Annotated in this window: 20 protein-coding genes; 7 read left to right on the forward strand and 13 right to left on the reverse strand. The window is 68.1% G+C overall.

Annotated features, from left to right (window positions below; all coding sequences use genetic code 11):
• Positions 1-140: 140 nt before the first annotated feature.
• The 4 genes from QAD21_RS00675 to QAD21_RS00690 all read right to left on the reverse strand — a co-directional run bounded on the left by QAD21_RS00675 (position 141) and on the right by QAD21_RS00690 (position 3,842).
• Complete coding sequence (locus QAD21_RS00675; protein WP_137809082.1) at positions 141-1,310, reverse strand: hypothetical protein; 1,170 nt, start codon at positions 1,308-1,310, stop codon at positions 141-143.
• A 285-nt stretch (positions 1,311-1,595) separates the two neighbouring features.
• Positions 1,596-2,057, reverse strand: coding sequence for an ATP-binding protein (locus tag QAD21_RS00680; protein ID WP_259937388.1), 462 nt, complete (start codon positions 2,055-2,057; stop codon positions 1,596-1,598).
• A 6-nt stretch (positions 2,058-2,063) separates the two neighbouring features.
• Complete coding sequence (locus QAD21_RS00685; RefSeq protein WP_065631340.1) at positions 2,064-2,495, reverse strand: STAS domain-containing protein; 432 nt, start codon at positions 2,493-2,495, stop codon at positions 2,064-2,066.
• Between the two features lie 147 nt (positions 2,496-2,642).
• The gene (locus tag QAD21_RS00690) at positions 2,643-3,842 is read right to left on the reverse strand and encodes a lipase family protein (RefSeq protein WP_165629277.1); all 1,200 of its coding nucleotides are present in this window, start codon (positions 3,840-3,842) and stop codon (positions 2,643-2,645) included.
• A 137-nt stretch (positions 3,843-3,979) separates the two neighbouring features.
• On the opposite strand from QAD21_RS00690, the gene QAD21_RS00695 reads away from it, so the two are divergent.
• A complete protein-coding gene (locus QAD21_RS00695; RefSeq protein ID WP_280360370.1) occupies positions 3,980-4,273 on the forward strand; it encodes a hypothetical protein in 294 nt (97 codons plus the stop codon).
• Positions 4,274-4,303: 30 nt separating this feature from the next.
• On the opposite strand, the gene QAD21_RS00700 is transcribed toward QAD21_RS00695, so the two are convergent.
• From QAD21_RS00700 to QAD21_RS00715, 4 genes are all read right to left on the reverse strand, one after another.
• The gene (locus QAD21_RS00700; RefSeq protein ID WP_259937392.1) at positions 4,304-5,824 is read right to left on the reverse strand and encodes an acyl-CoA synthetase; all 1,521 of its coding nucleotides are present in this window, start codon (positions 5,822-5,824) and stop codon (positions 4,304-4,306) included.
• Between the two features lie 69 nt (positions 5,825-5,893).
• The gene (locus tag QAD21_RS00705; RefSeq protein WP_065631336.1) at positions 5,894-6,526 is read right to left on the reverse strand and encodes a lysozyme; all 633 of its coding nucleotides are present in this window, start codon (positions 6,524-6,526) and stop codon (positions 5,894-5,896) included.
• A gap of 71 nt (positions 6,527-6,597) precedes the next feature.
• On the reverse strand, positions 6,598-8,373 hold the full coding sequence (locus QAD21_RS00710) for a DUF6777 domain-containing protein (protein ID WP_259937394.1): 1,776 nt from the start codon (positions 8,371-8,373) through the stop codon (positions 6,598-6,600).
• 203 nt (positions 8,374-8,576) lie between these two features.
• Positions 8,577-10,055 (reverse strand): NAD(P)/FAD-dependent oxidoreductase, encoded by a 1,479-nt coding sequence (locus QAD21_RS00715; protein WP_205334277.1) that lies wholly within the window; start codon positions 10,053-10,055, stop codon positions 8,577-8,579.
• A 132-nt stretch (positions 10,056-10,187) separates the two neighbouring features.
• Between QAD21_RS00715 and QAD21_RS00720 the strand changes: the two genes are divergently transcribed.
• A complete protein-coding gene (locus QAD21_RS00720; protein ID WP_280360371.1) occupies positions 10,188-12,428 on the forward strand; it encodes a molybdopterin-dependent oxidoreductase in 2,241 nt (746 codons plus the stop codon).
• A gap of 231 nt (positions 12,429-12,659) precedes the next feature.
• Here QAD21_RS00720 and QAD21_RS00725 read toward each other — a convergent pair whose 3' ends face one another.
• Both QAD21_RS00725 and QAD21_RS00730 read right to left on the reverse strand, forming a co-directional pair.
• Positions 12,660-13,325: a fasciclin domain-containing protein gene (locus QAD21_RS00725; RefSeq protein ID WP_171011559.1), complete on the reverse strand. Its 666-nt coding sequence runs from the start codon at positions 13,323-13,325 to the stop codon at positions 12,660-12,662.
• Positions 13,326-13,461: 136 nt separating this feature from the next.
• Positions 13,462-14,043, reverse strand: a complete 582-nt coding sequence (locus QAD21_RS00730) for a DinB family protein (protein ID WP_280360372.1) — start codon at positions 14,041-14,043, stop codon at positions 13,462-13,464.
• 247 nt (positions 14,044-14,290) lie between these two features.
• Here QAD21_RS00730 and QAD21_RS00735 point away from each other — a divergent pair, with 247 nt between their 5' ends.
• Positions 14,291-14,926: a pyridoxamine 5'-phosphate oxidase family protein gene (locus QAD21_RS00735; RefSeq protein ID WP_280360373.1), complete on the forward strand. Its 636-nt coding sequence runs from the start codon at positions 14,291-14,293 to the stop codon at positions 14,924-14,926.
• A gap of 211 nt (positions 14,927-15,137) precedes the next feature.
• Here QAD21_RS00735 and QAD21_RS00740 read toward each other — a convergent pair whose 3' ends face one another.
• Complete coding sequence (locus QAD21_RS00740; RefSeq protein ID WP_280360374.1) at positions 15,138-16,715, reverse strand: AMP-binding protein; 1,578 nt, start codon at positions 16,713-16,715, stop codon at positions 15,138-15,140.
• Positions 16,716-16,810: 95 nt separating this feature from the next.
• Here QAD21_RS00740 and QAD21_RS00745 point away from each other — a divergent pair, with 95 nt between their 5' ends.
• Positions 16,811-17,614, forward strand: coding sequence for a LuxR C-terminal-related transcriptional regulator (locus QAD21_RS00745; protein WP_068970870.1), 804 nt, complete (start codon positions 16,811-16,813; stop codon positions 17,612-17,614).
• A gap of 115 nt (positions 17,615-17,729) precedes the next feature.
• Positions 17,730-18,617 carry a DUF5995 family protein gene (locus QAD21_RS00750; RefSeq protein ID WP_068971475.1) on the forward strand — a complete coding sequence of 296 codons (888 nt, stop codon included), beginning with the start codon at positions 17,730-17,732 and terminating at the stop codon, positions 18,615-18,617.
• A gap of 240 nt (positions 18,618-18,857) precedes the next feature.
• Here the strand turns inward: QAD21_RS00750 and QAD21_RS00755 are convergent, their stop codons facing one another.
• Positions 18,858-19,133, reverse strand: coding sequence for a Rho termination factor N-terminal domain-containing protein (locus QAD21_RS00755; RefSeq protein WP_058253403.1), 276 nt, complete (start codon positions 19,131-19,133; stop codon positions 18,858-18,860).
• Positions 19,134-19,460: 327 nt separating this feature from the next.
• Here QAD21_RS00755 and QAD21_RS00760 point away from each other — a divergent pair, with 327 nt between their 5' ends.
• Complete coding sequence (locus QAD21_RS00760; protein ID WP_239403106.1) at positions 19,461-20,549, forward strand: S-(hydroxymethyl)mycothiol dehydrogenase; 1,089 nt, start codon at positions 19,461-19,463, stop codon at positions 20,547-20,549.
• The gene (locus QAD21_RS00765) at positions 20,549-21,178 is read left to right on the forward strand and encodes an MBL fold metallo-hydrolase (RefSeq protein ID WP_159369759.1); all 630 of its coding nucleotides are present in this window, start codon (positions 20,549-20,551) and stop codon (positions 21,176-21,178) included. Before QAD21_RS00760 ends, QAD21_RS00765 begins: the two co-directional genes overlap by 1 nt.
• A 61-nt stretch (positions 21,179-21,239) precedes the next feature.
• Here the strand turns inward: QAD21_RS00765 and QAD21_RS00770 are convergent, their stop codons facing one another.
• Positions 21,240-21,680, reverse strand: a complete 441-nt coding sequence (locus tag QAD21_RS00770; RefSeq protein ID WP_159369760.1) for a MarR family transcriptional regulator — start codon at positions 21,678-21,680, stop codon at positions 21,240-21,242.
• Positions 21,681-21,718 lie beyond the last annotated feature (38 nt).

Genomic DNA, 21,718 nt, shown 5'->3' on the forward strand with positions numbered 1-21,718 from the left:
AGGGCTCCGATCGATGACTGGAACCGCTGAGGGTTGCCTAACCGATTGAACGCCTCATCTGGCCGCGGTGCGATGCTCCGCGTCGAAAATCGTCCGCGCAGACTACGTGCAGAGGTGTTGCCGGTACCGATTTGCCTGAGTCACTTGGCCGGTGAGCTGCGATCCGCGGCGTCGTCGTCGGACAGCACGACGACGCGCAGCGCCGCCCGCAGGTTGTGCGTGGTCGCCTTCCAGGCTTCGGCTTCATGGCGGCACGCGTCGGCCTCGGCCGGGTCCGACGCGGCGGCCGCGTCGACCGCCGACCGCCGCCAGGTGAGGTGCTGCTCCTCGCTGGTGTTGATGTACGAGAGGATGTCGGCCTGGCTGTACCGGCAGATCTTGGCGACCTCGCGGGCGGACAGCGAGCGGCCGTCGGGGTCGAGTTCGAGCAGTGTCTGCAGAGCGTCGGGGAAACGGCCGTCGTTCCTCGCGGTCAGTGGTGCGTCCTCACCGACCTTGGCGATGACCGACGGGGCGCAGTCAGCCAGGAACGTGAACCACTCGGCCAGCGCCGAGCTCAGGTTGTGCGGATGGAATACGGCGCACTCGACGGTCAGCGTCGCGAAGACCTCGTCCTCGAGGAGATGCACACGTACCGCCGACCCCATGGTCGGCTGGGCGGCGACGATGTCGGCGGCGCGCCGGCGGTCGGTGATGTCACCGGCGAGGCGCGCGAAGAACTCGAAGCGGGGTGCGTCGCTGCGCGGACTCAGCCACGACGAGACGGGCTTGGTGGGCAGGGCGATGTCGCCGTCGGCGTCGGTCTGGATACGGCAGCCGGTGAGGTCCTCGAGCGAGCCGACGAGCAAGGCCCGCAGATGGTCGGCGTCGAACGGCTGGACCGCGACCTCGATCTGGGGTTCGGGGCGCGCGGCAGGCGAATGGTCCAGGAACGCGGGGTGCACGACCTCCCAGACCTGCCGGAGCGTCAGCACCGTCGTGTGCGCGAGCTGATCGACGCGGCGCCGCCCGACTTCGAAGATGTGGGTTCCGTTGCGCAGACGTCGCCACCCGAGGGCGGCGAGGAGGTCGAGATGCTCGGCGAAGTACTCCGGCGTGGGATGCAGGTCGGTGTCCTCGATGGTGCAGCGCAGCCGGCGCGAACCGGTGACCGAGAATCGCATCGTCCCGTGCGGACCCTCCGGGATGGCGGGGTCCTGCTGGATCGTGAGGGTCTCGCCCGGCTCGAGATGCGACAGACGATCTCCGACGTGCAACGCGAACGTGCGCCACGCGTCGTCGATGTTCGAGTCCACGGTGAAGTCGGTCATCTCGACTCCCTTCCTCGTGCGCTGACGTGCATGCGCATTGTGCAGCGATGTCAGGATCGGGAGCACGCTCCACCGAGCTGTTCGACGGCCGGCCCCGAACCCGCCTTCGGACTTCAGGTTATGTGACTCGGCCGACAGACTTGGTCACTTGAACAGACCCGTCGACGAAGCCTTGCCCGAACCGTACCCCTAGGTCGGCGGCCCGGCTGACTCAGGCATCGGTTGTTAACCGACAAGAAGTACTTGTGTCCCCAGCCCGGGGGACACCCGTCTCACGGGCGGTTCTCAGACGCTCTGTCGTTGACGCCAGCTCAGGGTCACCGAGGTCCCGTGCGGTCCGCTGGTGACGTCGGATGCGTCGCAGAGTGCCGAGATCAGGGCGAGTCCGCGACCGCGGTACGGCGACGACGACGCATCTGTCTTCCACTGCCCCGTGTCGGTGACGATGACCTCCAGGGACTCGTCGCGCGTCTTCCGCGCCCGGACATCGATGGCACCGGGCCGGGTGCCGGGCGATGGGGTGGCGTAGGCGTGCTCGGCCGCGTTGGCGACCGCCTCGTAGACCGCGAGGACGATGTCGCTGCGACGCTCGGCGTCCACGCTGATCGTCGCGTCCAGCCACTGCGCGAACTGTTGCCGGAAGCGGTAGGCGGTCTCGGGAGAGGCCGTGACCGAAAATGCGAGACCGGTCGCGTCCGTCCCGTCCGAGTCGCCGGGGTCTCGGTGAGCCGATGAGATCCGAACCATCTGTGACTAACCAGCCGGACGGTCGGCCAGCCCCTCTGTGGTGGTCATGGCCGTGATCGCATGGTTCAGCGTCGGGTAGAGCACCATCGTCTGGTCGAGGCCCATGATGGTGAGGGGGCGGGCGGTCGCCGGTCCGGCGGCCACGACTCCGAACATGCCGGTGGGTGCGATGGCCTCGTGTGCCGCGACGAGCGCCGCCATCCCGGCGGAGGCCAGGAACTCGGTGGTTGTCAGGTCGATGATCAGACCGTCGGGTTGTCCGCTCAGCGCCTGCGACACGGCGTCGGACAATTGCGGGGCGGTGAGCACGTCGATGCTGCCCTCCACGGTCAGGATCACCAGTTGCTCATGTGCTGCGGACACCACCGACATCAGCGCGCGTCCGGCACTCAGGCCACTGTCGTCGACGATCACAGCATCAGGATTCTCTGCCTGCATCGGGTGGCCCTCTCTACGGGGGACGGCGGCAGCCCGACTTGCGGCCCCGTCCCGGGAGATGTACGACGGCAGCTGCTCAACCGGTGATCCCATCGTGCCACGGCATGACGCCACGCCGGTACCGGGGTGCGCGAACGCCCTCGGCGGTTACTTTCCGAAGAGCCGGCCGAGGAAGGGGATGGTGTCGGCTTGCGACCGGACCAGCGTGCCGCTGTGGTCGCTCGGATAGGTCCGGAAGGTCACCGGCTGGCGGTTGGCGGTCAGCGTCGCCGCATAGGCCGCGGTGGTGGGATACGGCACGTCGGTGTCGAACAGGCCGTGGCCCATGAAAAATGGCTTGTCGAAACCCTTTTCGGGCATGCCCAGGTAATTCGCCAGGGTCGCGGAGAATCTCGGCAGACTGGTCAGCGGGGCGGTGAAGTAGTCGCCGAGCGAGACGCCCCGGAGCTGCTCCTCGAATTCGCCGACGCAGCGGGTCTCGGCGAGGGCCACATACTTCCGGCCGGTCGGCGTGAGGATGCGATCGATGCCGAGCTCGGGGTGTGCGTATCGGAGTCCGGCGAGGATGTAGCTGAGGTAGGCGGTCAGCGCCGGGGTGATCGCCACCGGCGGGACACCCGGACCCGCGATCTGGACCAGTCGTTCGATGTAGGCCGGGGTGCCGGTGCCGACGGCACCCCGGTAGTCGAGCTCTTCACCGCCGAACTCGGTCGCGTAGCGCGCGGTGTAGATGGCCGCGCCGCCGCCCTGTGACTGCCCGACCGCTGCCCAGGAGCGCGACAACCGTTGTGCGACAGGTCGAGTCGAAGAGAACTCCCGGCCCGCTCGCACCATGTCGACGACGTTGTGGGCCGTCGTGCGGCCGTCGAGGTAGGCGTGCAGACCAGGGGTGCCCAGGCCGGCGTAGTCGCTGGCCACGATGGCGTAGCCCTGCTGCATCCACTTGGCTAGGTACGGCAGGTCGCGCTCGGGCAGGCCCGGACCCCGGACCGAGGGGGCGCAGTCGTCGCCGATCCCCGACGTTCCGTGGGCCCACGAGATCACCGGCCAACCGCCCGGCGGTGCCGTCCCCCGTGGGGTGAACACGGTCCCGGTGCTGAGCGCCTTCGTGCCGAAAGCGTCGGTCGTGACATAGGTCAGGACGGTGGCGTCGGCGGAGCCGGGCACCCAGAACTGCGGGGCGAGCGGCCTGGCGGAGACGACCGCGCCGGCGTCGCCGAGATTCGACGGCGAGGAGATCGCCGGGCCGGCGGCGAGGGTCCCGGCCGCTCCGGAACCGCCGATCGCGACCGCCGCACACACGGCCAGTGTCAGAACCTTGCGGTGCCATCGCGTCACGATCCACACCGTACTGCGAACGGGTGCCGGTCGTCGATTCCTCGCCTGTTCCGTTATCGCTCAGTTCCTTTCGGTGCGCCGGGAGCGGGACCGTCGGCCACGGCAATACCCTGGTTCGGACAAACCCGGCAGAGAGGAGTCACGGCATGGCGTTGCGAACGGTCGGGTTGCCGACCCCGGCGGAGATGAAACCGAGGTGGGCTGCGTATGCGGCACTGCTGGCCGTGCGGGGTGAGCGCTGGGCGCAGGGGGCGCATGCGACCGCTCACGGGTGGCATTACGACGACGGCGGAGGCAACTGGGCTGACCTCGGCACCCGGCTCCGGGCGATGGTCGCCGCCGGTGATGCGCCGACGGCGGCCGACTTGCGGCGGATACTCGGACCGGCGGCCGCGCACGCCGACATCGACGCGGCAGTGGCTGCGGCGCAACGGTTCTGACGATGCCAGGTCCGTCGCGCCGCGCGTCCGTCACCGCGAGCGCAGTTCCCGCTTGAGCAGTTTGCCGCTCTGGTTGCGGGGGAGCTCGTCGACGAACCGCACCTTCTTCGGGACCTTGAACGGCGCGATCCGGGTCCGGACGTGCTCGATCAGTTCCTGTTCGGTCACCGACCGGCCGTCCCGCACCACGACGACCGCGGTGATGGCCTCGATCCACTTCGCGTCCGGCTCGCCGATGACGGCCACCTCCGAGACCGCCTCGTGGGTGTAGATCGCGTCCTCCACCTCGCGGGAGGCGACCAGGATGCCGCCGGTGTTGATCACGTCCTTGATGCGGTCGACCACCGTGATGAAGCCCTCGGCGTCGCGGGTGACGAGGTCGCCGGAGTGGAACCAGCCGTCGCGGAACGCGTCCTCGGTGGCGGCCGGGTTCTCCCAGTAACCGCGGCACAGTTGCGGCGAACGATAGAGGATCTCGCCGGGAACCCCGGGTTCGACGTCGTTGCCGTCGGAGTCGACGACCCGGGTCTCGACGAAGAACACCGGCCGGCCGCACGACGACGGCCGGTCCTCGTGCTCTTCCGGGCGCAGAACCGTTGCCAGCGGCCCGATCTCGGACTGTCCGAAGCAGTTGTAGAACTGCATGCCGGGGAACTGCTCGCGGAGCCGGTTCAGCACGGTCACCGGCATGATCGACGCGCCGTACTGGGCCTTGCGCAGCGAGGACAGATCTCTGGTCGCCAGGTCCGGGTGACCGGCGAGCGGAACCCAGACGGTCGGCGCGAGGAACAGCGACCCGATGCGGTCCGCCTCGACGCGACGCAGGATCTCCGGGATGTCCGGGGTCGCCATCAGCCGGACGGTCGCGCCCACGGAGAGGTACGGAAGCATGAAGACGTGCATCCCCGCCGAGTGGTAGAGCGGCATGGCGATCAGCGGGTTGTCATCCGCGGTGAAGTCGAGGGCGATCACCGACGACACGTACTCGCTGATGAGTGCCGCGTGGGACATCATGGCGCCCTTGGGCTTCGAGGTGGTTCCGGAGGTGTAGAGGAGCTGGGCGAGATCGTCGCCGTCGGCCGCCGAGGTGAACTGGCCGGCCGGGCTGGTCGCCGTCTCGAGAAGCGAATCGTCGGCGTCGCGCAGCGGGACGATCTCCTCGACCTCGGCGAGATCGCCGCGGATCTCGTCGATCCGTTCGGACAGGGCGGGGTCGACGAGGACGGCACGTGCGCCGGACTGCACGACGAGATAGCGGAGTTCCTCACCCCGCAGCGCGTAGTTGATCGGGACGTGGACGAGTCCCGCGCGGCAGCACGCCAGGAAACCGATGACATACGCGTCCGAGTTCGTGCCGTATGCCGCCACCCGGTCGCCCTGCTGCAGTCCGCGGGCCACCAGCCCGGCGGCGGCAGCGGACACCGCGTCGTCGAGTTGTCGATAGGTGAAGGAACGGTCGTCGAAGACCAACGCGGTGCGGTCGGGATGCCGCGCCGCGGACCTGCGGAGGATGCCGTCGATGGTGTTGGCGGAAGAAGGTCGCGAAGCCATGCCGTCGACGATACTTGGACGTCCTAGTGAACCGTGGCGGATCCGCCCATCAGGGCCCGGGTGTGCCCGTCAGGGCCAGAAGATGGTGCCGTTCAGGAAGTCCTGGGCGAATCGGTTGCCGGTTCGGTACTCGCCGCCGAGTGGGACCCCGAAGTAACCGCCCGCTCCACCGGTCTCCTCCCACTTGCGCCGGATCTGGCCCCAGACGATCTGCGCGCCACCGGTTTTCGACCAGGTGACCACACCGCCCTGGAAGTCGTTGCTCCGTCCGCTGCCCGACCGGTACTCGTTGCTGACCGGATAACCCAGCGCGCCGCGCTCGGCCCCGGCCTTCTGCCACCGGCTCCGGATCGCGCCGCCGACCTGGTGTGCCGTACCGCCGTCGGCAGCGGGGTGCCAGTAGAACGACGTGTCGCGTGAGAACACCTGGAATCTGCCGCGCTTGGCTCCCGCGCGCTCGGGGCCGGTCGGGACGCCCCACTTGAAGAAGCCGCCCGTCGACGAGTAGGCCTCGCCGATCTTGCCGCCGACGAGGTGACCGTTGATGATCCGATCGGCCTGCGCGCTGGGCGCGAGCATCACCAGCGACACCATCGTCGCCACGACCGCGACGCTCGCCACCCGTCGTCGGACGCGTCTGCGAACGGACTCCGGACGGAGGTCGCGGGCGGGGCTCGGCGTCGACGTGGTGAGAGCAGACATGCGCGCGATGGTACGGACGTCCCACGACGCCTGCTGTTGGGCAGCTCACATCAGGGGTGTCACCGCAGGTGTCAGGGGCCCGCGGGAGCCTCGGGTAGGGGTGGGTTCTCCGTGGTGGTCGTGGTGGTCGTCTCCTCCGGGGCTTCTGCGGCGGGCGGCGCGGCATGGGTGGAGGGGTCCGGCGCCGGCGGATCCGTCGTCAGGGGGTCCGGCGCAGACGGTTCGGGAGCCGGGGCGGCGGGCGGTGCGACGATCCAGTTCGCCGACCGGACGGTCACCGGCTTCGACGCGCCGACCGCCGTCAGCGTCAAGGTCCACACCCCGGTGCTGGTGGTGGAGCCGGACACCGAGGTGCGCTGTAGGGCCGAACCGGCGACCGACCGGGTCACGCCGTCGGTGCACGAGAGGGCGACCGTACCCGCCGAAGAGTTGCCGGGGGCCGTGCAGCCCACCGACAGCCCGGCGTCGTCGAAGCTGAAACTGTTGATGAACTCCCCCGAACCGCTGAACGAGGTCGGCGTCGCGGGGGCCTCGGCCGGGGCTTCCGGTGCCGGCGCGCCGGGGAGGCCCGGCTCCGACCCGGGTTCGGGCGCCGCCGGACCCGGCGCCTCGTACCCGGGCGCCTCGGGGACCGGGGCGTCGGAGGCGGGCACCGATGCATCCGGAGGCGGCGCGTCCGAGGCCGGTCCCGGGCTGCCCGGCGCGGCGGGTGGCACCGAGGAGTCCGATTCGGACGAGTCCGGTCCAGCGGAGTCCGGAGCCGCCGAGTCCGAGTCCGGAGCTCCTTCCGGCAGACCGCCGTGCTCTGCGGCGCGATCCTCGAGGGCCGGGGCGGCCGCGGGATCGCCCGGCGCGATCAGTCCGTTGTGCTCGGCGTCTTCTTCGGTGTCTGCCTCGAACGGCGTGTTGAGCGCGGCCGGGGTGGGCAGGAGACCCGACGGTGGCGGGAAGCGGCTGAGGTCGAGCAGTCCGCCGAGCGGTTGCGAGAAGATCTGCCCGGTCAGGAAATTCAGCAGTTGGAGCGCGTCGCCAACCGGTGTGCCGGGGGCAGCCGGGACCGACGGCGCGGGCACGATGGTCGTCGACTTGCCGACCGCGGTGACGTTCTGGTTGTTGTACGCGATGCGGGTGACCGATCGACTCTTGTAGCCCTCCCACGTCTGGCCCTCCAGCCGGTACCCGCCGAGCGGGGCGGCGGCCGGCGGAGCGAGCGGATTGCCGCACGAGCACATGGCGCGCGGGACGCCGGCGGAGTCGACGTAGACCGCTGTCCCACGCTGCAGGACGGACTGGAACGGGACCGCTCGGCCGGAGGTGTACGAGTGGTTGGTCACCCAGGTGTCGGTGGTCAGCACCACGGGGGTGAGGGTGTTCAGATAGTGCGGGATGTCGGCGGTGCCGATGCCATAGACGCCGGCCCAGGCGCGAGCCGCCGGGGGATCGGCGAGCAACCGGTTGCTGAGTGCCGCGGTGTCGCAGGCGGCGGTGTCTCCCGCGGCATACAGCCCGGCGTCGGTGCCGTTGACCGCGCGGCCACCGAGGTCGGCTGCGCCCGCGGTACCGGTGAGTGCCACGTTCGCCGGGAGGTCGCCGGCCCCGGACACGAGGACCGGATCGGTGAACGGATCGATCCCGGGGTCGTTCGCCGCGGTCAGGGTGAGGCCGGGGACGTAGATGTCCCCGTCGCGGGCCTTGACGACGAAGACGATGCCCGCGGCGAGGACGAGCGCGAGGACGACCACGACGGCGCTCAGTACGAGGGTCAGTGCGCGACGACCGTCGGGCTGCGGCGGGATCGCGCCGTACGGGGTCGACGGGTGGGTCGGGGGACCGGGTGGATAGGTCATCGCGCAGCTCCTACTGGTCCACTCCTGCCCGGGCGGGCAATCGTTCGACCCGAGCCCAGTATCGGCGCGTCACAGAACGGGGAGCAAGGCTTGACCAGCATTTTCACGTCGTCGACGGCAAATCTCGACCGTTTGGACCACACCGCCGTAACGCCGCGCGGCGGGGCCCCGACACCAGTCCGGGCCCCGCGCGCGGAGCCGGGTCAGGCCCGGCCGAACACCATCGATTCCTCGACCTTGTTGATGCGGTGGTCGATGGCGTCGCGGTAGTAGTTGTGCCGCACCTGCCAGTGACCGCGGGTGCCCGACTTCGGCAGTGCATCCGGGGACCGTTCGACGTACCCCGCCTTGAGGTCCCACAGCGGCCGCGAACCCATGACCTCCGAACCCAGATGCGGATAGGCGTGGGTGTAGCCGTTCGTGCGCATGTGCTTGATCAGGTCGGCGACGGCGCGAGCGGTCATGTCCGCGCGAAGGGTCCACGAGGCGTTCGTGTAACCGACCGACCAGGCGAGGTTCGGGACGTCCTCGATGAGGTAGCTCTTGAAGACGAAACGGTCGTGTGGTTTCACCTCGGCGCCGTCGACGCGGAGCCGGGTACCGCCGAAGCCGAGCAGTTGCAGTCCGGTCGCGGTGACGATGATGTCGGCGTCGAGGTGCTTGCCCGAGGTGAGGGTGACCCCTGTGGCGTCGAACCGGTCGATGTGGTCGGTGACCATCTCGACCTTGCCCTCGGTGATATCGGCGAAGAGGTCGGCATCGGGGACCATGCACATCCGCTGGTCCCACGGGTTGTACGTCGGATTGAAGTGGACGTCGACCGGATAGTCCTCGGGCAGGTTCGCGACGACGTTGTTGCGGATCATCTTGCGTCCGAGCTTCGGGAACCGGTGGGTCAGGTGCACGATCGCGGCCGTCTGGGCGGCGTACCTGGTGCGGATGACCTTGTGCGCCGCCTGCGGTGGCAACAACTTCTGCACGAGCGGTGCCAGGTACTGCTTCTGCTTGGACGAGAAGATGTATGACGGCGAGCGCTGCAGCATCGTGACGTGCTCGGCCTGCTCGGCTAGGCTCGGGATGAGACTGACCGCCGTCGCGCCGCTGCCGATCACCACGACGCGCTTGCCCCGGTAGTCGAGGTCTTCGGGCCAGTGCTGCGGGTGCACGATCTGGCCGGTGAAGTCGTCGGCACCGGCGAACCGTGGTGTGTAGGGGTTGTCGTAGTCGTAGTAACCGGTTGCGAAGATGACGAACCTCGCCCGGTGGGTCTCGCGGCGCCGGTCCTCACCGACCTCGACCCCCAGCGTCCAGGTGTCCGTCGCCGAGTCCCAGTCGGCGGTCAGGACGTGCTGCCCGAACCGGATGTGCTCGGCGATGGCGAACTTGTGGGCGGTGTCCTCGATGTACTCCCGGATGTCGTTTCCGTGCGCCAGCGCCCGCGGCTTGCGCCACGGCTCGAACGGGTAACTCAGCGAGTAGATGTCGCTGTCGGACCGCACGCCGGGGTACCGGAACAGGTCCCACGTCCCGCCCATGCGTTCGCGGCGTTCGAGGATCAGATAGTCGGCGTCGGGATTCTGCTCCTTCAGCCGATAGGCGCAGTCGATGCCGGACAAGCCGGCGCCGATGATGATCACGTCGCGCACGGTTGGCTGTGTGGCGTTCGGTTCGCTGTCGGTCACGGGGACCTCCTCGGTGGGGATGCCTCAGGTGCTGTCATCATGCAACACTTGTCTTCAGATGTGAACGGAATCACACCAACCGTAGGCCTGCCCGCCTGCGGCCAGTCATCGCGCGAGGTCAGGGGACGCAAGATGCCGATGGAAAAACACACTTACTGCCGAATCTGCGAGCCGCTGTGCGGCATGATCGCGACCGTCGAGGACGATCGGCTGGTCTCGTTGCGGCCGGACAAGGGGCACCCGTTGTCGCGGGGCTTCGCGTGTCCGAAGGGGATCGCGTTCACCGAGATCGTCAACGATCCCGATCGTCTCCGGCACCCGCTCCGGCGACGCCCCGAAGGCGAGTTCGAGCAGATCTCGTGGGACACGGCGCTCGAGGAGATCGGCCGCCGGCTCGTCGAGGTGCACCAGAAATCCGGCAGCGACTCGATCGGCTGGTACTTCGGCAACCCGGCGACGTTCTCGACCGGACACACGCTGTGGACCGCGATCTTCATGAACCTCCTCGGCACGCCGCACGTGTACTCGGCGGGATCCCAGGACGTGAACAACCGCTTCGTCGCCAGCCACTTCCTGTACGGCAACCCGCTGGCCGCGCCGATTCCCGACATCAACCGCGTCGACTACCTCGTGATCATCGGGGCGAATCCGGTTGTGTCGCACGGCAGCGTGATGAGTTCGCCGCGTATCCGTGAGGGACTGAACGCGATCACCGCACGCGGCGGGTCCGTCGTCGTCGTCGATCCCCGGCACACCGAGACGGCCCGAGAGTTCGACTGGCTGCCGATCACGCCCGACACCGACGCGCTGTTCCTGCTGTCGCTGTTGCACGTGCTGTTCGACGAGAACCTCGCCGACCGCGACCGGCTCCGGCGGCAGGCGCGCGGCGTGGCGGAACTCGAGACGCTCGTCGCGGCCTACGCGCCAGAGGCGACCGCGGGCCGTACGGACATCGATCCGGAGCGTGTGCGCGCTGTCGCCCGCTCGCTCGCCCGCACGGAGCGGGCCGCGGTGTACGGACGGGTGGGTACCTCACTGGGGCGCACCGGCACGCTGACGACCGCCCTGCTCGACATGGTGAACCTCGTCGCGGGCAACCTGGACGTGCCGGGCGGGTCGATGTTCGGTGATCTGGGGATTCCGGGTCAGCGCCTGGGCGTCACCGCGCTGCAACGGCTTTCGAGCTTTCGCTGGGCGGGGCGCCGAAGCCGCGTCGGCGGCCTGCCGCAGGTCCTCGGGACCGCGCCGGCGTCGTTGATGGCCAAGGAGATCACCACCCCGGGCCGCGGGCAGCTGCGCGCGCTGTTCGTCAGCGCGGGCAATCCGGTGCTGTCGGTTCCGAACGGCGACGAATTACGTTCGGCGTTGGACGAACTCGACCTCATGGTGTCCCTGGACATCTACCGCAACGAAACCAACGCCCGGGCCGACTACATCCTGCCGGCCACCACGATGTACGAACGCGAGGACTTCCTGCTCCCGTTCCAGGCCCTGTTCACCACTCCGTTCAAACAGGCCACCGAGGCGGTGATCTCACCGCAGGGCGAGGCGCGGGAGGAGTGGACGGTGATCAACGAACTGATCGGCTTCCTGTCGTCGGAGAGCCTGCTGATCCGCTCGCTGCACGTCGGCACCCAGCTGGCGCGACGCGTGGGCCGGCCGGTCACCCCGCGCCGGGTCTCGGACCTGGTGATCCGAATGGGATTGGGAGGAGACCGATTCGGCCTTCGACGCGGTGGACTCACCTACCGCCGTCTCGTCGAGGACCACCCGCACGGTGTCGTGGTCGCCGACGACCTCGCGCCCGGGCAGCTGGCCAAGAACGTCACGTACCTCGACGGCCGGATCCGGTTGGCCGCACCGGAGTTGATGGCCGAGATCGAGCGACTCGGTGTCGCTGACGACGCAGGGTATCCGTTGCGGCTCATCGGGATGCGCGAGATCCGGTCGGAGAACAGCTGGCAGCACAACGCGCCGATGTTGTTGCGCGGCGGACGGTCCCACGCGGCCCGGATGCACCCCGACGATGCCACGGCACGCGGGCTGGCCGAAGGCGACCTCGCGACGGTGGAGTCCCGGCACGGTCGGATCTCGTTGCCCGTGACCGTCACCGAGGACATCAAGCCCGGCGTCGTCGCGATCCCGCATGGATGGGGACACAACGGCTCCGGCGGTTGGACGCAGGCGAACGCGGCTGCGCAGAACGATCTGGGTGCCGGTGGCGTGAACGTCAACGCACTCATCTCGTCCGACCCGGCCGACCTGGAGCGACTTGCCGGGATGGCGAACATGACCGGGGTGCCGATACAGGTGTCGGCGTTGATCGAGAGCCGGGTGCGGTCCGAGACGGATGCGCAACCCGCTCGAACCTGAACGCACGCACCGGTTCCCCAGACGAGCAGTGATGCGCGCGCAGGGAACCGGTGTGTGTTCAGGGTATGGTGCGGTGTCCCCTGCGTCCGTACGTCATCCCGCCCACGGAGTCCGGACTCTTCCGTGATCGAGGCGAACGGATCGCACCCGGGTCACGCAGCACGATTCTCACCGACGGATCGCGTCGGTGAGAATCGTGGAAAGCACTCTCGCGCAGTGTTTACGGAGAGATCACATGCCGGCCGGGGGCATGAGCACGCTGTCGATGAGGTACACCTGCGCGTTCGAGGTGGTGACGCCACCGCAGACCACGCCGGCCTCATTGACCTTCAGGTTGTCGCCCGATCCGGTCACGTTGACCTGCTGACCCTCGAGAGTGGTGTGCTCTCCGACGATCTGGTCGGGGGTCGCCTGGCCCTCGACCACGTGGTAGGTCAGGATCTTGTTGAGCAGGTCAGCGTCGGTCTTGAGCTGCTCGACGGTCTCCGGGGGCAGCTTCGCGAATGCGTCGTCGGTCGGCGCGAATACGGTGTACTCACCCTCGTTGAGGGTCTTCACGAGGTTGACCTCGGGGTTCAGCTGACCCGAAAGTGCTTGTGTCAGAGTCGTGAGCTCGGGGTTGGTGGCCGCCGCGGTGGCAACGGGCACGGTCGACATCCCGTTCACCGACGCCGGTCCCGAGGGATTGGCCTCGGCGTAGGCGGCGCAACCCGGCCCGACGAGGTTGGCGGCCGGATCGGCCATCGCGCTCTCGCTCATCATGGCGCTGGATTCTGTTGCCGCTCCGGTCGTTTCGCTCGAGGTGTCCGAATCGTCACTGGAGCAACCGGCCATCACGCCGACGGCGAGGACCAGTCCGGTCAACGCTCCTGCTACACGGGGAATTCGCTTGATCATCGCCGATCCAATCTGTGTTGGGGTGTCGACTGCGCCTGGCCGGCAGCCTCACAACGTCTTCGGCGCCCGGGGGCCTGCGGATTGGTCGGAGATGAGACTGCTCGACGAATGCCCGGTGTAGCTCACCGCGCCGGCGTCACTTCGCCCAGTCGGCGTCGGCCCACTGCTCGGCCCATTCCTGCCCTTCGGAGATGGCGCCCATCGTGGTCTGGCGGTCGAGCGCCTCTCGGATGATGTCGGCGTGACCGCAGTGGTGGGCGGTCTCCCGGATGAGGTGGATGATCATGGCCCGAATCGACAGCCACTCGCGTTCCGGCTGCCACGGCGCCGTGGGCTGAGGGATCAGCTCGTCGAGGCTCTCGGCGTCGGCGATCACGCGGTCGAACTCGGCTGCCCCACGGTCGTATGCGGTCAGCCAGCCGGCGAGAGTCTCGTCGCCGGTCATCTCGTACTCGGTCATGGCCTGGCTCATGTCGAACTCGGCGTTCTCGTCCCGCTCGGTGATGACGCGGGCCGCGTTCTCCTCGCCGTGCGCGAGATGCTTGATCAGCGCGCCGATCGTGAGGGTGCTGACCGTCGACTGCTTGCGGGCATCGTCGTCGGAGAGGTTGCGTGCGGTGATCTTGAGCATGTTGCGCTGATCCTGCAGCAGGATGAGCAGGTCGCGCTTCTCGCCGGTGACGTCGACGCTGAGTTCGGTGGAGGTGTAGGTGCTCATGATGTGTCCTCTCGGTTGGTGTGAGGACCACGCTATGAGTGATGGAGGACAGCTATGGTCCTCGTTGAATCGGGAGCTCCCCCGGGTCCCGGTGGCCCGGCGTGGAATGCGCCCAGCAGAGCGAGCCGGAAGTCGATATGTGGCTAGGCCCGCCCTGGTGGGTGGATATCAGCAAGGGGAGTCTTCGGCGGAGGCGCCGGCGAGCAAATCTGTTGAGCCGGGCGCGTTCGGGGGCGACCATGTCCGCGTGACTTCGACCGGCGGTACCCCGTCCGACGTGACTTCGCGTCAGGCGTCGTTGACGCGCAAGCCTGATCGGGCAGCCGATCGCGAGCTGCTCGACGCCCTGCTCGACGAGACCAAAGTCGGGACCCTCAGCACCGTCGTCGACGGTCTGCCATGGTCGGTGCCGATGCTCTTCGCCCGGGACGGCGACTCGATCCTGCTGCACGGATCGACCGGGGCGGGTGCGCTCCGGCACGTCGCCGCGGGTGCGCCGGTGACGTTCACGGTGTTCGCGCTGGACGGGCTCGTCGTCGCCGACACCCTCTTCGACCATTCGGCGAACTACCGGTCGGCGGTCGTACGCGGAGTCCTCGAAGTCGCCGACGACGCCCAGGTGGCTTTGGAAGTGTTGTCCGACAAGCTGATTCCGGGGAGGGTGGCCGAGGTCCGGCCGACGACGCGCAAAGAGTTGGCAGCGACGGTGGCCCTGCGACTGCCGATCGTCGACGGCCAGTGGATCGCCAAGGCGCGGACGGGCGGGCCGGGTGGGGAGTCGGCGGACTGGACCGGCGTGGTTCCCGTGCGGACCGTGTACGACGCCCCGGTCACCTACAGCGGCGACGTGCCGCCCGACTCGGTACGAGCGCTCCTGGACTGATCTCGCCAGAACCGGAGATGCGCAACCAGCGGATAGGGGTGTGACCCGCTGGTTGCGCGTCCGGTGATCGCGTCGTGGGGCAGGCGAGGTCCTCGGAGTCTGCCCGACGCGATCGGCTGTTGGCGCGGCCCGGCTGCGGGTCGCGCAGTCGGTTCATCGTTCGCGCACGGTGGCGCCGTTACGCGCCAGGTTGGCGCACCACGGCAGCCATTCACCGCTGGCGCAGCAGGAACCGCTGGATCTTGCCGCTCGGCGTCTTGGGCAGGGCGTCGACGAAATGCACGGTGCGCGGGTAGGCGTGCGCGGCGAACTGCGTCTTGACCAGCTGCTGGAGCTCGGCTTCGAGCGCATCGGTGCCCTCGACCCCGTCCGCGAGGACGACGAACGCCTCGAGGACCTCGCCGCGGAGCTCGTCGGGGCGCCCGACGACGGCGACATCGACGACCGATGGATGAGTGATCAGCACGCTCTCGACGTCGAACGGGCCGATCCGGTAGCCGGCCATGATGATCACGTCGTCGTCGCGTGCGGTGAAGAAATAGCGGCCCTCGTCGTCGACCCGGCCGGTGTCGCCGGTCAGGTACCACCGCCCGTCCGGCGAGAACCGCTGCTTGGTCTTCTCCGGTGCGTCCAAATAGCCCTCGAACCACATCAGCGGGCTGGCCGGGACATCGATGGCGATCTGGCCGTCGACGATGCCTGCGGCGAAGCCGGGCATCGGCTGACCCATCGAACCGGGCACGAGGGTCTCGTGCACCGACTCGTGCCAGTGGTTGTTGATGAACATGCCGTGTTCGGTCTGGCCGTAGTGGTCGCGGACCTCGGTGCCGATGGCGCGGAGCGCCCAGTCGATGACGTCGGGGGTCAGGGGCTCGCCGGCCGAGGACGCCCGGCGCAGCGAGAACCCGGAGATGCGCGAGTCCTTGCTGAGCGCGCGGTACACGGTCGGCGCGGCCGCGAAATTGGTGACACCGAGGTCGCCGAGGATCTTCGCGGTCAGCTCGGGGGTGAATCCGGCGTGCAGCAGGAGGTTGCGCCGTCCGGCGGCCAGCGGCCCGAGCACGCCGTAGTAGAGGCCATAGGCCCAGCCGGGGTCGGCGGCGTTCCAGAACACGTCGTCGGCGCGGACGTCGAGCCCGAAATGCATGTAGGCGACGAACGAGGCGAGCGCCTTGACCGGGACCGGGACGCCCTTGGGCGCGCCGGTCGTGCCGCTGGTGAAGAGCAGGATCAGGGTGCCGTCGCCGCTGACCGCGACCGACTCGGTGACTGGCTCGTGCGAAGCGATGAGTTCCTCGAACTGGTCGCCGGCGATCACCGTGGTGATCCCGTCGATGTCCGCGAGCTTGTCCGCCTGACTCGGCTCGGTTATGACGACCTTCGCGGCGCCGGCCTGCAGCCGCATCTCGATCGCGGGTGTCGCGAACGCGGTGAACAGCGGGATGTAGATCGCGCCGAGGCGGGCGATGGCCAGCAGCGAGACGGCGAGTTCCTCGCGCTTGCCCATGAGGACGCCCACCGTGTCGCCACGACCGATGCCCATCTCCGCAAGGCCCGCCGCGAGTCTCTTGGACCGCTCGGCCAGCTCGCCGTAGGTGATGTCGGTGGTGACCGGACGTACGCCGCCCGACTGCTGATCGTCGGTCTGCTCGACCTCGATCACCGTGAAGGCGATCGCCTCGGGATCGTGCCCGTCGACGAGGAGCGCCGCCGCATCGGCGTCGGACGCCCCGTAGATTGCCAACCATCGTTCGACCATGTCGGTGGGGGTCGTGGTGGCCTGTGTCATCGTGAACCTCGCTCCGTACTGAGTAAGCTGAGTCACAGTGTCCTCCGTGACCGGCCCCAGGAACACCCTCGGAAGAGGGGGAGAAGTGAGGTGAGATGCCCGAGCCGCTGAGCGGGATCGTCACCGAGGCGTTGCGCCGGGTGCGCAAGTCCAGTGGGGTGCCACTGGCCTTCGCGGGTGTCCTGAACGGACCGTCGAATCTGCGTCTGCAGCATTTCGCCGGGGCGACCGTGGGCGCGTTGAACGGGGTATCGGTCGACGTCGGGCACGGGCTGGGCGGCAAAGTCGTGTCGCTGAACCGCCCGATGGTCGTCGACGACTACTTGCGCACGCCGCGCATCACCCATCGCTACAACACGATCATCGAGCGGGAAGGGTTGCGCGCCATGATGGCCGCACCGGTCATCGTCGATCGGACGCCCGTGGCGGTGCTCTACGGCGCGCTGCACACCCCGGACCCGATCGGCGGGCGGATGCTCGACGTCCTCGCGATGGAGGCCCGGACCGTCGAACACGAGATCGTCGCGTCCCGCGCCCGGCTCGAGCACGCCGCGCAGGACGAGGCGGAGATGCGCGACCGGATGACCGCGGCCTACGCGCGGCTTCGGTCGCTGGCCGAGACGGTCGACGACGCCCGGCTCGCCGACGAACTCGCCGCGATCACCGAGGCCCTGATCGCCGCGAGCCCGGCGTCGACGGCGCAGGTGGAACTGACCGGCCGGGAGCAGGACGTGATCTCCCTTGCCGCTCTGGGCTATTCGAACGCCCGTATCGGAGAGACCCTCGGTGTCACCGTGTACACGGTCAAGGGCTACATGAAGGATGCGATGCGCAAGCTCGGGGCGTCGTCGCGGCTGGAGGCCGTGGTGACCGCCCGCAGTGCCGGTCTGCTGCCCTGACGCTTCCTCTGCTCCCTGAGGAGCGCCCGGAGCTTGCGGAGGGCGCGTCACGAAGGGTCTCGCGTCCCCGGTGGGGAGGGGTTGATCCGCGCGCAGATGGGTATCACCGGGTCCCATGCGAGCACTCTCAGCGGCACTGCTGGCCCTCGGCCTCATCGGAACACTCGTGGTCGCCGCCCCGGCGCCGGCGCATGCGGCACCGGCCGAGACGTGTGGAACCGATCTCCGCCCGGCCGACCGCGAGCGGATCGTCGAACTCAGTACCTACGAGCAGGATTCGAAGGACCTCCCTCTCGTCCAGCTACGACGAAACGTCGACAAGCTGTACGGGATCGTCGACATCCTCACCGACCGCCGCGACCGGCGCGGATTGTTCGCCCTCGGGCTGGCAGCGGTGGAACGCGACGCGGTGATGCCGCTGCAGAACAACCCGCGCGTCTTCCAGACTCCGCGGTGGGCGCCCGTCATCAGTCTCGAACTCCTCAACCGGTTCCTCGACGCCGTGCGAGGCGAATTCGGCGGCGGACCTGTCGCACCCCAGTGGCGGCACTACTTCGACATGGCCGACGACTGCGCAGTCCCCGGCCAACGGGTCGCGATGGCCGGTTACAACGCGCACATCACCGTCGACCTCGCCTATGCGACCGCCGACGCCCGGGCCACGACGGCGAATGCGCGGGATTTCTTCTTCATCGTCGATGCGATTGCCGCACATGGTAATTCGATCGTCACCGCGACACTCCGTGAATACGGCGTCAACCTCGGACCGATCTTCCGGTTCTACGTGGTCGGTGAGGGCCTCGACCGCGTCGTGGGCGCCGGCCGGGCGACCGGGCCGATGCTGCGGGCCGCCGACGTCGGATACAACGTGCTGACGTTCCGCAACGGACTCGCGCTCCAGGATCCGGCGACCGCTGCTCGGGCACGCGGCGACGTGACCGGGCTGTGGAACACCGGCGAGACGGCGTTGACCGCGTTCCAGCGGGTCGGGCTGGTCCGATGACCGGCCGGTCGGCCTCATCGGTGGGTGTCGGGCAGGTCACGTCGGACGGGCCGGAATATCCCGAGCGGGGTCGTAGTTGTACCCCGCGACGGTGACGGACTCAATGCCCCGGGTCCCACCCTTTTGCCGCTTCGAGCGGCCTGTTTGCCGAGAGGCGCACTGACCGGCACCGTCCCTTTACACATCGAAGCCGCCGACCCCTCGGGTCGGCGGCTTTGATGTTCTCCGAGGAGACGGGTCTCAGTGGTCCCGCAGCTTCTCGATGAGCTCGTCCTTCTTCAGGTCGGAGTAGCCCGAGAGGTCGAGTTCCTTGGCGCGGTCCTTGAGCTCGTCGACCGTCCAGTCCTCGTAGGACCCGGACTTGCCGCCGCTCTTGCCGACGTCCGACCGTGAGCTGTTGGCCGCGGCGTTGGCGATCCGAGCGGACTTCTCCTTCGAGTTGCCCTCGTCGCGCAGCTTCTCGTAGAGCTCGTCGTCCTTGACCGAAGGTCCAGGGTCCTTCTTCTTCTCTGCCATGGTCTACCTCCTCGTGGTGGAGATGAGCGGTCCGCACCAGGGTTGCCAGATGCGTCGGTGGTCAAACAACGGGATCGGGGTGGACGGATCGGACGCTGTGTTCACGATGACCGAATCCGAAGCGGGTGCGCGGTTCGTCGAACTACGGTTACATCCGAACGGGCGCGTGGATAATCACAGTAGACAACGATCACTCTGAGTAGTCGACTTTGATCGATACCGATAAGGTTGTGGCGATGTGTTCCGGCGACGTCACCCATGCGTCGCCGCACTCGAGCACACGTCGCACCCGTACCCCGAACAACGCAGTTGCGGAAGGAACAACGTATGTCGCAGACAGTCAAGGGAGTCATTTCGCGCAGCAAGAAGGCGCCGACGGAGGTCGTGGATGTGGTGATCCCGGACCCGGGTGCGCGTGATGTGGTGGTGGCGATCAAGGCGTGCGGTGTCTGTCATACGGATCTGGCCTACCGCGAGGGCGGCATCAACGACGAGTATCCGTTCCTGCTCGGCCACGAGGCCGCGGGTGTGGTCGAGTCGGTCGGTTCGGATGTCACTCACGTCGAGGTCGGAGACTTCGTTGTCCTGAACTGGCGGGCGGTGTGCGGGCAGTGCCGGGCGTGTAAGCGGGGGCGTCCGTGGTACTGCTTCGACACCTTCAACGCCAGCGTCCCGATGACCCTGACCGACGGCACCGAACTGACCCCGGCGCTGGGCATCGGTGCGTTCGCGGAGAAGACCCTCATCCACGAATTGCAGTGCACCAAGGTCAATCCCGACACCGACCCCGCTGTCGCCGGGTTGCTCGGCTGCGGTGTGATGGCCGGTATCGGTGCGGCGATGAACACCGGCAACGTCGGCCGTGGCGACTCGGTCGCGGTCATCGGGTGCGGCGGTGTCGGTGATGCCGCGATCGCCGGTGCCCGGTTGGCCGGTGCGACGACGATCATCGCAATCGACCGCGATGCGTCGAAGCTGGAATGGGCGACCGATCTCGGTGCCACCCACACCATCGACGGCTCGAAGGTCGACGATGTGATCGCCGCGGTGCAGGAACTGACCGACGGCAACGGCGCCGATGTCGTCATCGACGCGGTCGGCCGCCCGGAGACCTACAAGCAGGCCTTCTACGCGCGCGATCTCGCCGGGGTCGTCGTGCTGGTCGGTGTGCCGACCCCGGAGATGACCCTGGAGATGCCGCTGGTCGACTTCTTCTCCCGCGGTGGCGCGTTGAAGTCGTCGTGGTACGGCGACTGCCTGCCCGAGCGCGACTTCCCGATGCTGATCGACCTGTACGAGCAGGGTCGTCTGCCGCTGGACAAGTTCGTCACCGAACGCATCGGCATCAACGACGTCGAGGCCGCGTTCTCGGCGATGGAAGCCGGCAAGGTGCTGCGATCGGTGGTGGAACTCTGATGTCGGATCTGCGCATCGACAACGTCGTCACCTCGGGCACGTTCAGTCTCGACGGCGGCACCTGGGACGTCGACAACAATGTGTGGCTCGTCGGCAACGACGACGAGGTCATCATCATCGACGCCGCCCACTCCGCGCAGCCGATCCTCGCCGGCGTCGGCAACCGCACCGTGAAGGCGATCGTGCTGACCCACGGGCACAACGACCACGTCACCGTCGCCCCGGAACTGTCGCAGGCCACCGGAGCGCCGATCCTGCTGCACCCCGGCGACGACATGCTGTGGAACGACACCCATCCCGATGTCGCGCACCAGGATCTCGAGGACGGGCAGAAGATCGGGATCGCCGGTACCGAGCTGACGATCATCAACACCCCGGGCCATTCGCCGGGCTCGTCGGTGATCCACCTGCCCGAGGCGAAGGTGCTGTTCTCCGGCGACACCCTGTTCCAGGGCGGGCCGGGCGCAACAGGCCGCTCGTACTCGAGCTTCCCGACGATCATCGCCTCGATCACCGAGAAGATCTTCACCCTCGACCCCGAGACCAAGGTCTACACCGGTCACGGCGACGGCACGACCGTCGGCGACGAAGCTCCTCATCTCGAAGAGTGGATCAAACGGGGTAGCTGAGGCGGTACGTCCTTCGGCCGACTAACGGCGGTTGCCGGTAGTCGGCCGGCCTCGAAGACCTTCAGGAGATCTCTGCGACAAGGCTTTTCAGCAACCGCCGGAAGGTCGCTGCCTGACCGTCGGACATGGCGCCGCGGAGTAGCTCGTCTTCCACGGCTCGGATCTCGGCCCGGACGCCATCGTGCAGTGAACGCCCCTCCGGCGTGGTCGAGACGGTCCACTGGCGACGACTGCCCGACCTGTCCCTGGACACGAGGCCCCGCTGCTGGAGTTCGTCCAGGTGCTTGCCGAGCCGTGTCGGATCTCGCCCGGTGCGTTCGGACAACTCACGCTGCGACACTGCCGGCGTCGCGGCGATCTCGCTCACGATGGCGTACTCCCACATCGACAGTCCGGCGGCCCGGAGGATCGGCTCCTCGAGGGTGATCAGATGCGGTATCAGTCGCCCGAGAAGTGCGCCGAGATCGGGCTCTGCGCCCGAGGCACTGTCGTCGTTCACCATCGACATCCTCTCTCGAATCGTCTACCGTGGTAGACGAT

The organism is Gordonia sp. SMJS1 (assembly GCF_029866425.1).
Lineage (GTDB): Bacteria > Actinomycetota > Actinomycetes > Mycobacteriales > Mycobacteriaceae > Gordonia > Gordonia hongkongensis.

What these genes read in the sequence shown, in the direction of transcription:
- QAD21_RS00675 (WP_137809082.1), bottom strand. Translation starts at nt 1,310, where the DNA reads ATGACCGACTTCACCGTGGACTCGAACATCGACGACGCGTGGCGCACG.
- QAD21_RS00680 (WP_259937388.1), bottom strand. Translation starts at nt 2,057, where the DNA reads ATGGTTCGGATCTCATCGGCTCACCGAGACCCCGGCGACTCGGACGGG.
- QAD21_RS00685 (WP_065631340.1), bottom strand. Translation starts at nt 2,495, where the DNA reads ATGCAGGCAGAGAATCCTGATGCTGTGATCGTCGACGACAGTGGCCTG.
- QAD21_RS00695 (WP_280360370.1), top strand. Translation starts at nt 3,980, where the DNA reads ATGGCGTTGCGAACGGTCGGGTTGCCGACCCCGGCGGAGATGAAACCG.
- QAD21_RS00700 (WP_259937392.1), bottom strand. Translation starts at nt 5,824, where the DNA reads ATGGCTTCGCGACCTTCTTCCGCCAACACCATCGACGGCATCCTCCGC.
- QAD21_RS00705 (WP_065631336.1), bottom strand. Translation starts at nt 6,526, where the DNA reads ATGTCTGCTCTCACCACGTCGACGCCGAGCCCCGCCCGCGACCTCCGT.
- QAD21_RS00710 (WP_259937394.1), bottom strand. Translation starts at nt 8,373, where the DNA reads ATGACCTATCCACCCGGTCCCCCGACCCACCCGTCGACCCCGTACGGC.
- QAD21_RS00720 (WP_280360371.1), top strand. Translation starts at nt 10,188, where the DNA reads ATGCCGATGGAAAAACACACTTACTGCCGAATCTGCGAGCCGCTGTGC.
- QAD21_RS00725 (WP_171011559.1), bottom strand. Translation starts at nt 13,325, where the DNA reads ATGATCAAGCGAATTCCCCGTGTAGCAGGAGCGTTGACCGGACTGGTC.
- QAD21_RS00730 (WP_280360372.1), bottom strand. Translation starts at nt 14,043, where the DNA reads ATGAGCACCTACACCTCCACCGAACTCAGCGTCGACGTCACCGGCGAG.
- QAD21_RS00740 (WP_280360374.1), bottom strand. Translation starts at nt 16,715, where the DNA reads ATGACACAGGCCACCACGACCCCCACCGACATGGTCGAACGATGGTTG.
- QAD21_RS00745 (WP_068970870.1), top strand. Translation starts at nt 16,811, where the DNA reads ATGCCCGAGCCGCTGAGCGGGATCGTCACCGAGGCGTTGCGCCGGGTG.
- QAD21_RS00750 (WP_068971475.1), top strand. Translation starts at nt 17,730, where the DNA reads ATGCGAGCACTCTCAGCGGCACTGCTGGCCCTCGGCCTCATCGGAACA.
- QAD21_RS00755 (WP_058253403.1), bottom strand. Translation starts at nt 19,133, where the DNA reads ATGGCAGAGAAGAAGAAGGACCCTGGACCTTCGGTCAAGGACGACGAG.
- QAD21_RS00760 (WP_239403106.1), top strand. Translation starts at nt 19,461, where the DNA reads ATGTCGCAGACAGTCAAGGGAGTCATTTCGCGCAGCAAGAAGGCGCCG.
- QAD21_RS00765 (WP_159369759.1), top strand. Translation starts at nt 20,549, where the DNA reads ATGTCGGATCTGCGCATCGACAACGTCGTCACCTCGGGCACGTTCAGT.
- QAD21_RS00770 (WP_159369760.1), bottom strand. Translation starts at nt 21,680, where the DNA reads ATGGTGAACGACGACAGTGCCTCGGGCGCAGAGCCCGATCTCGGCGCA.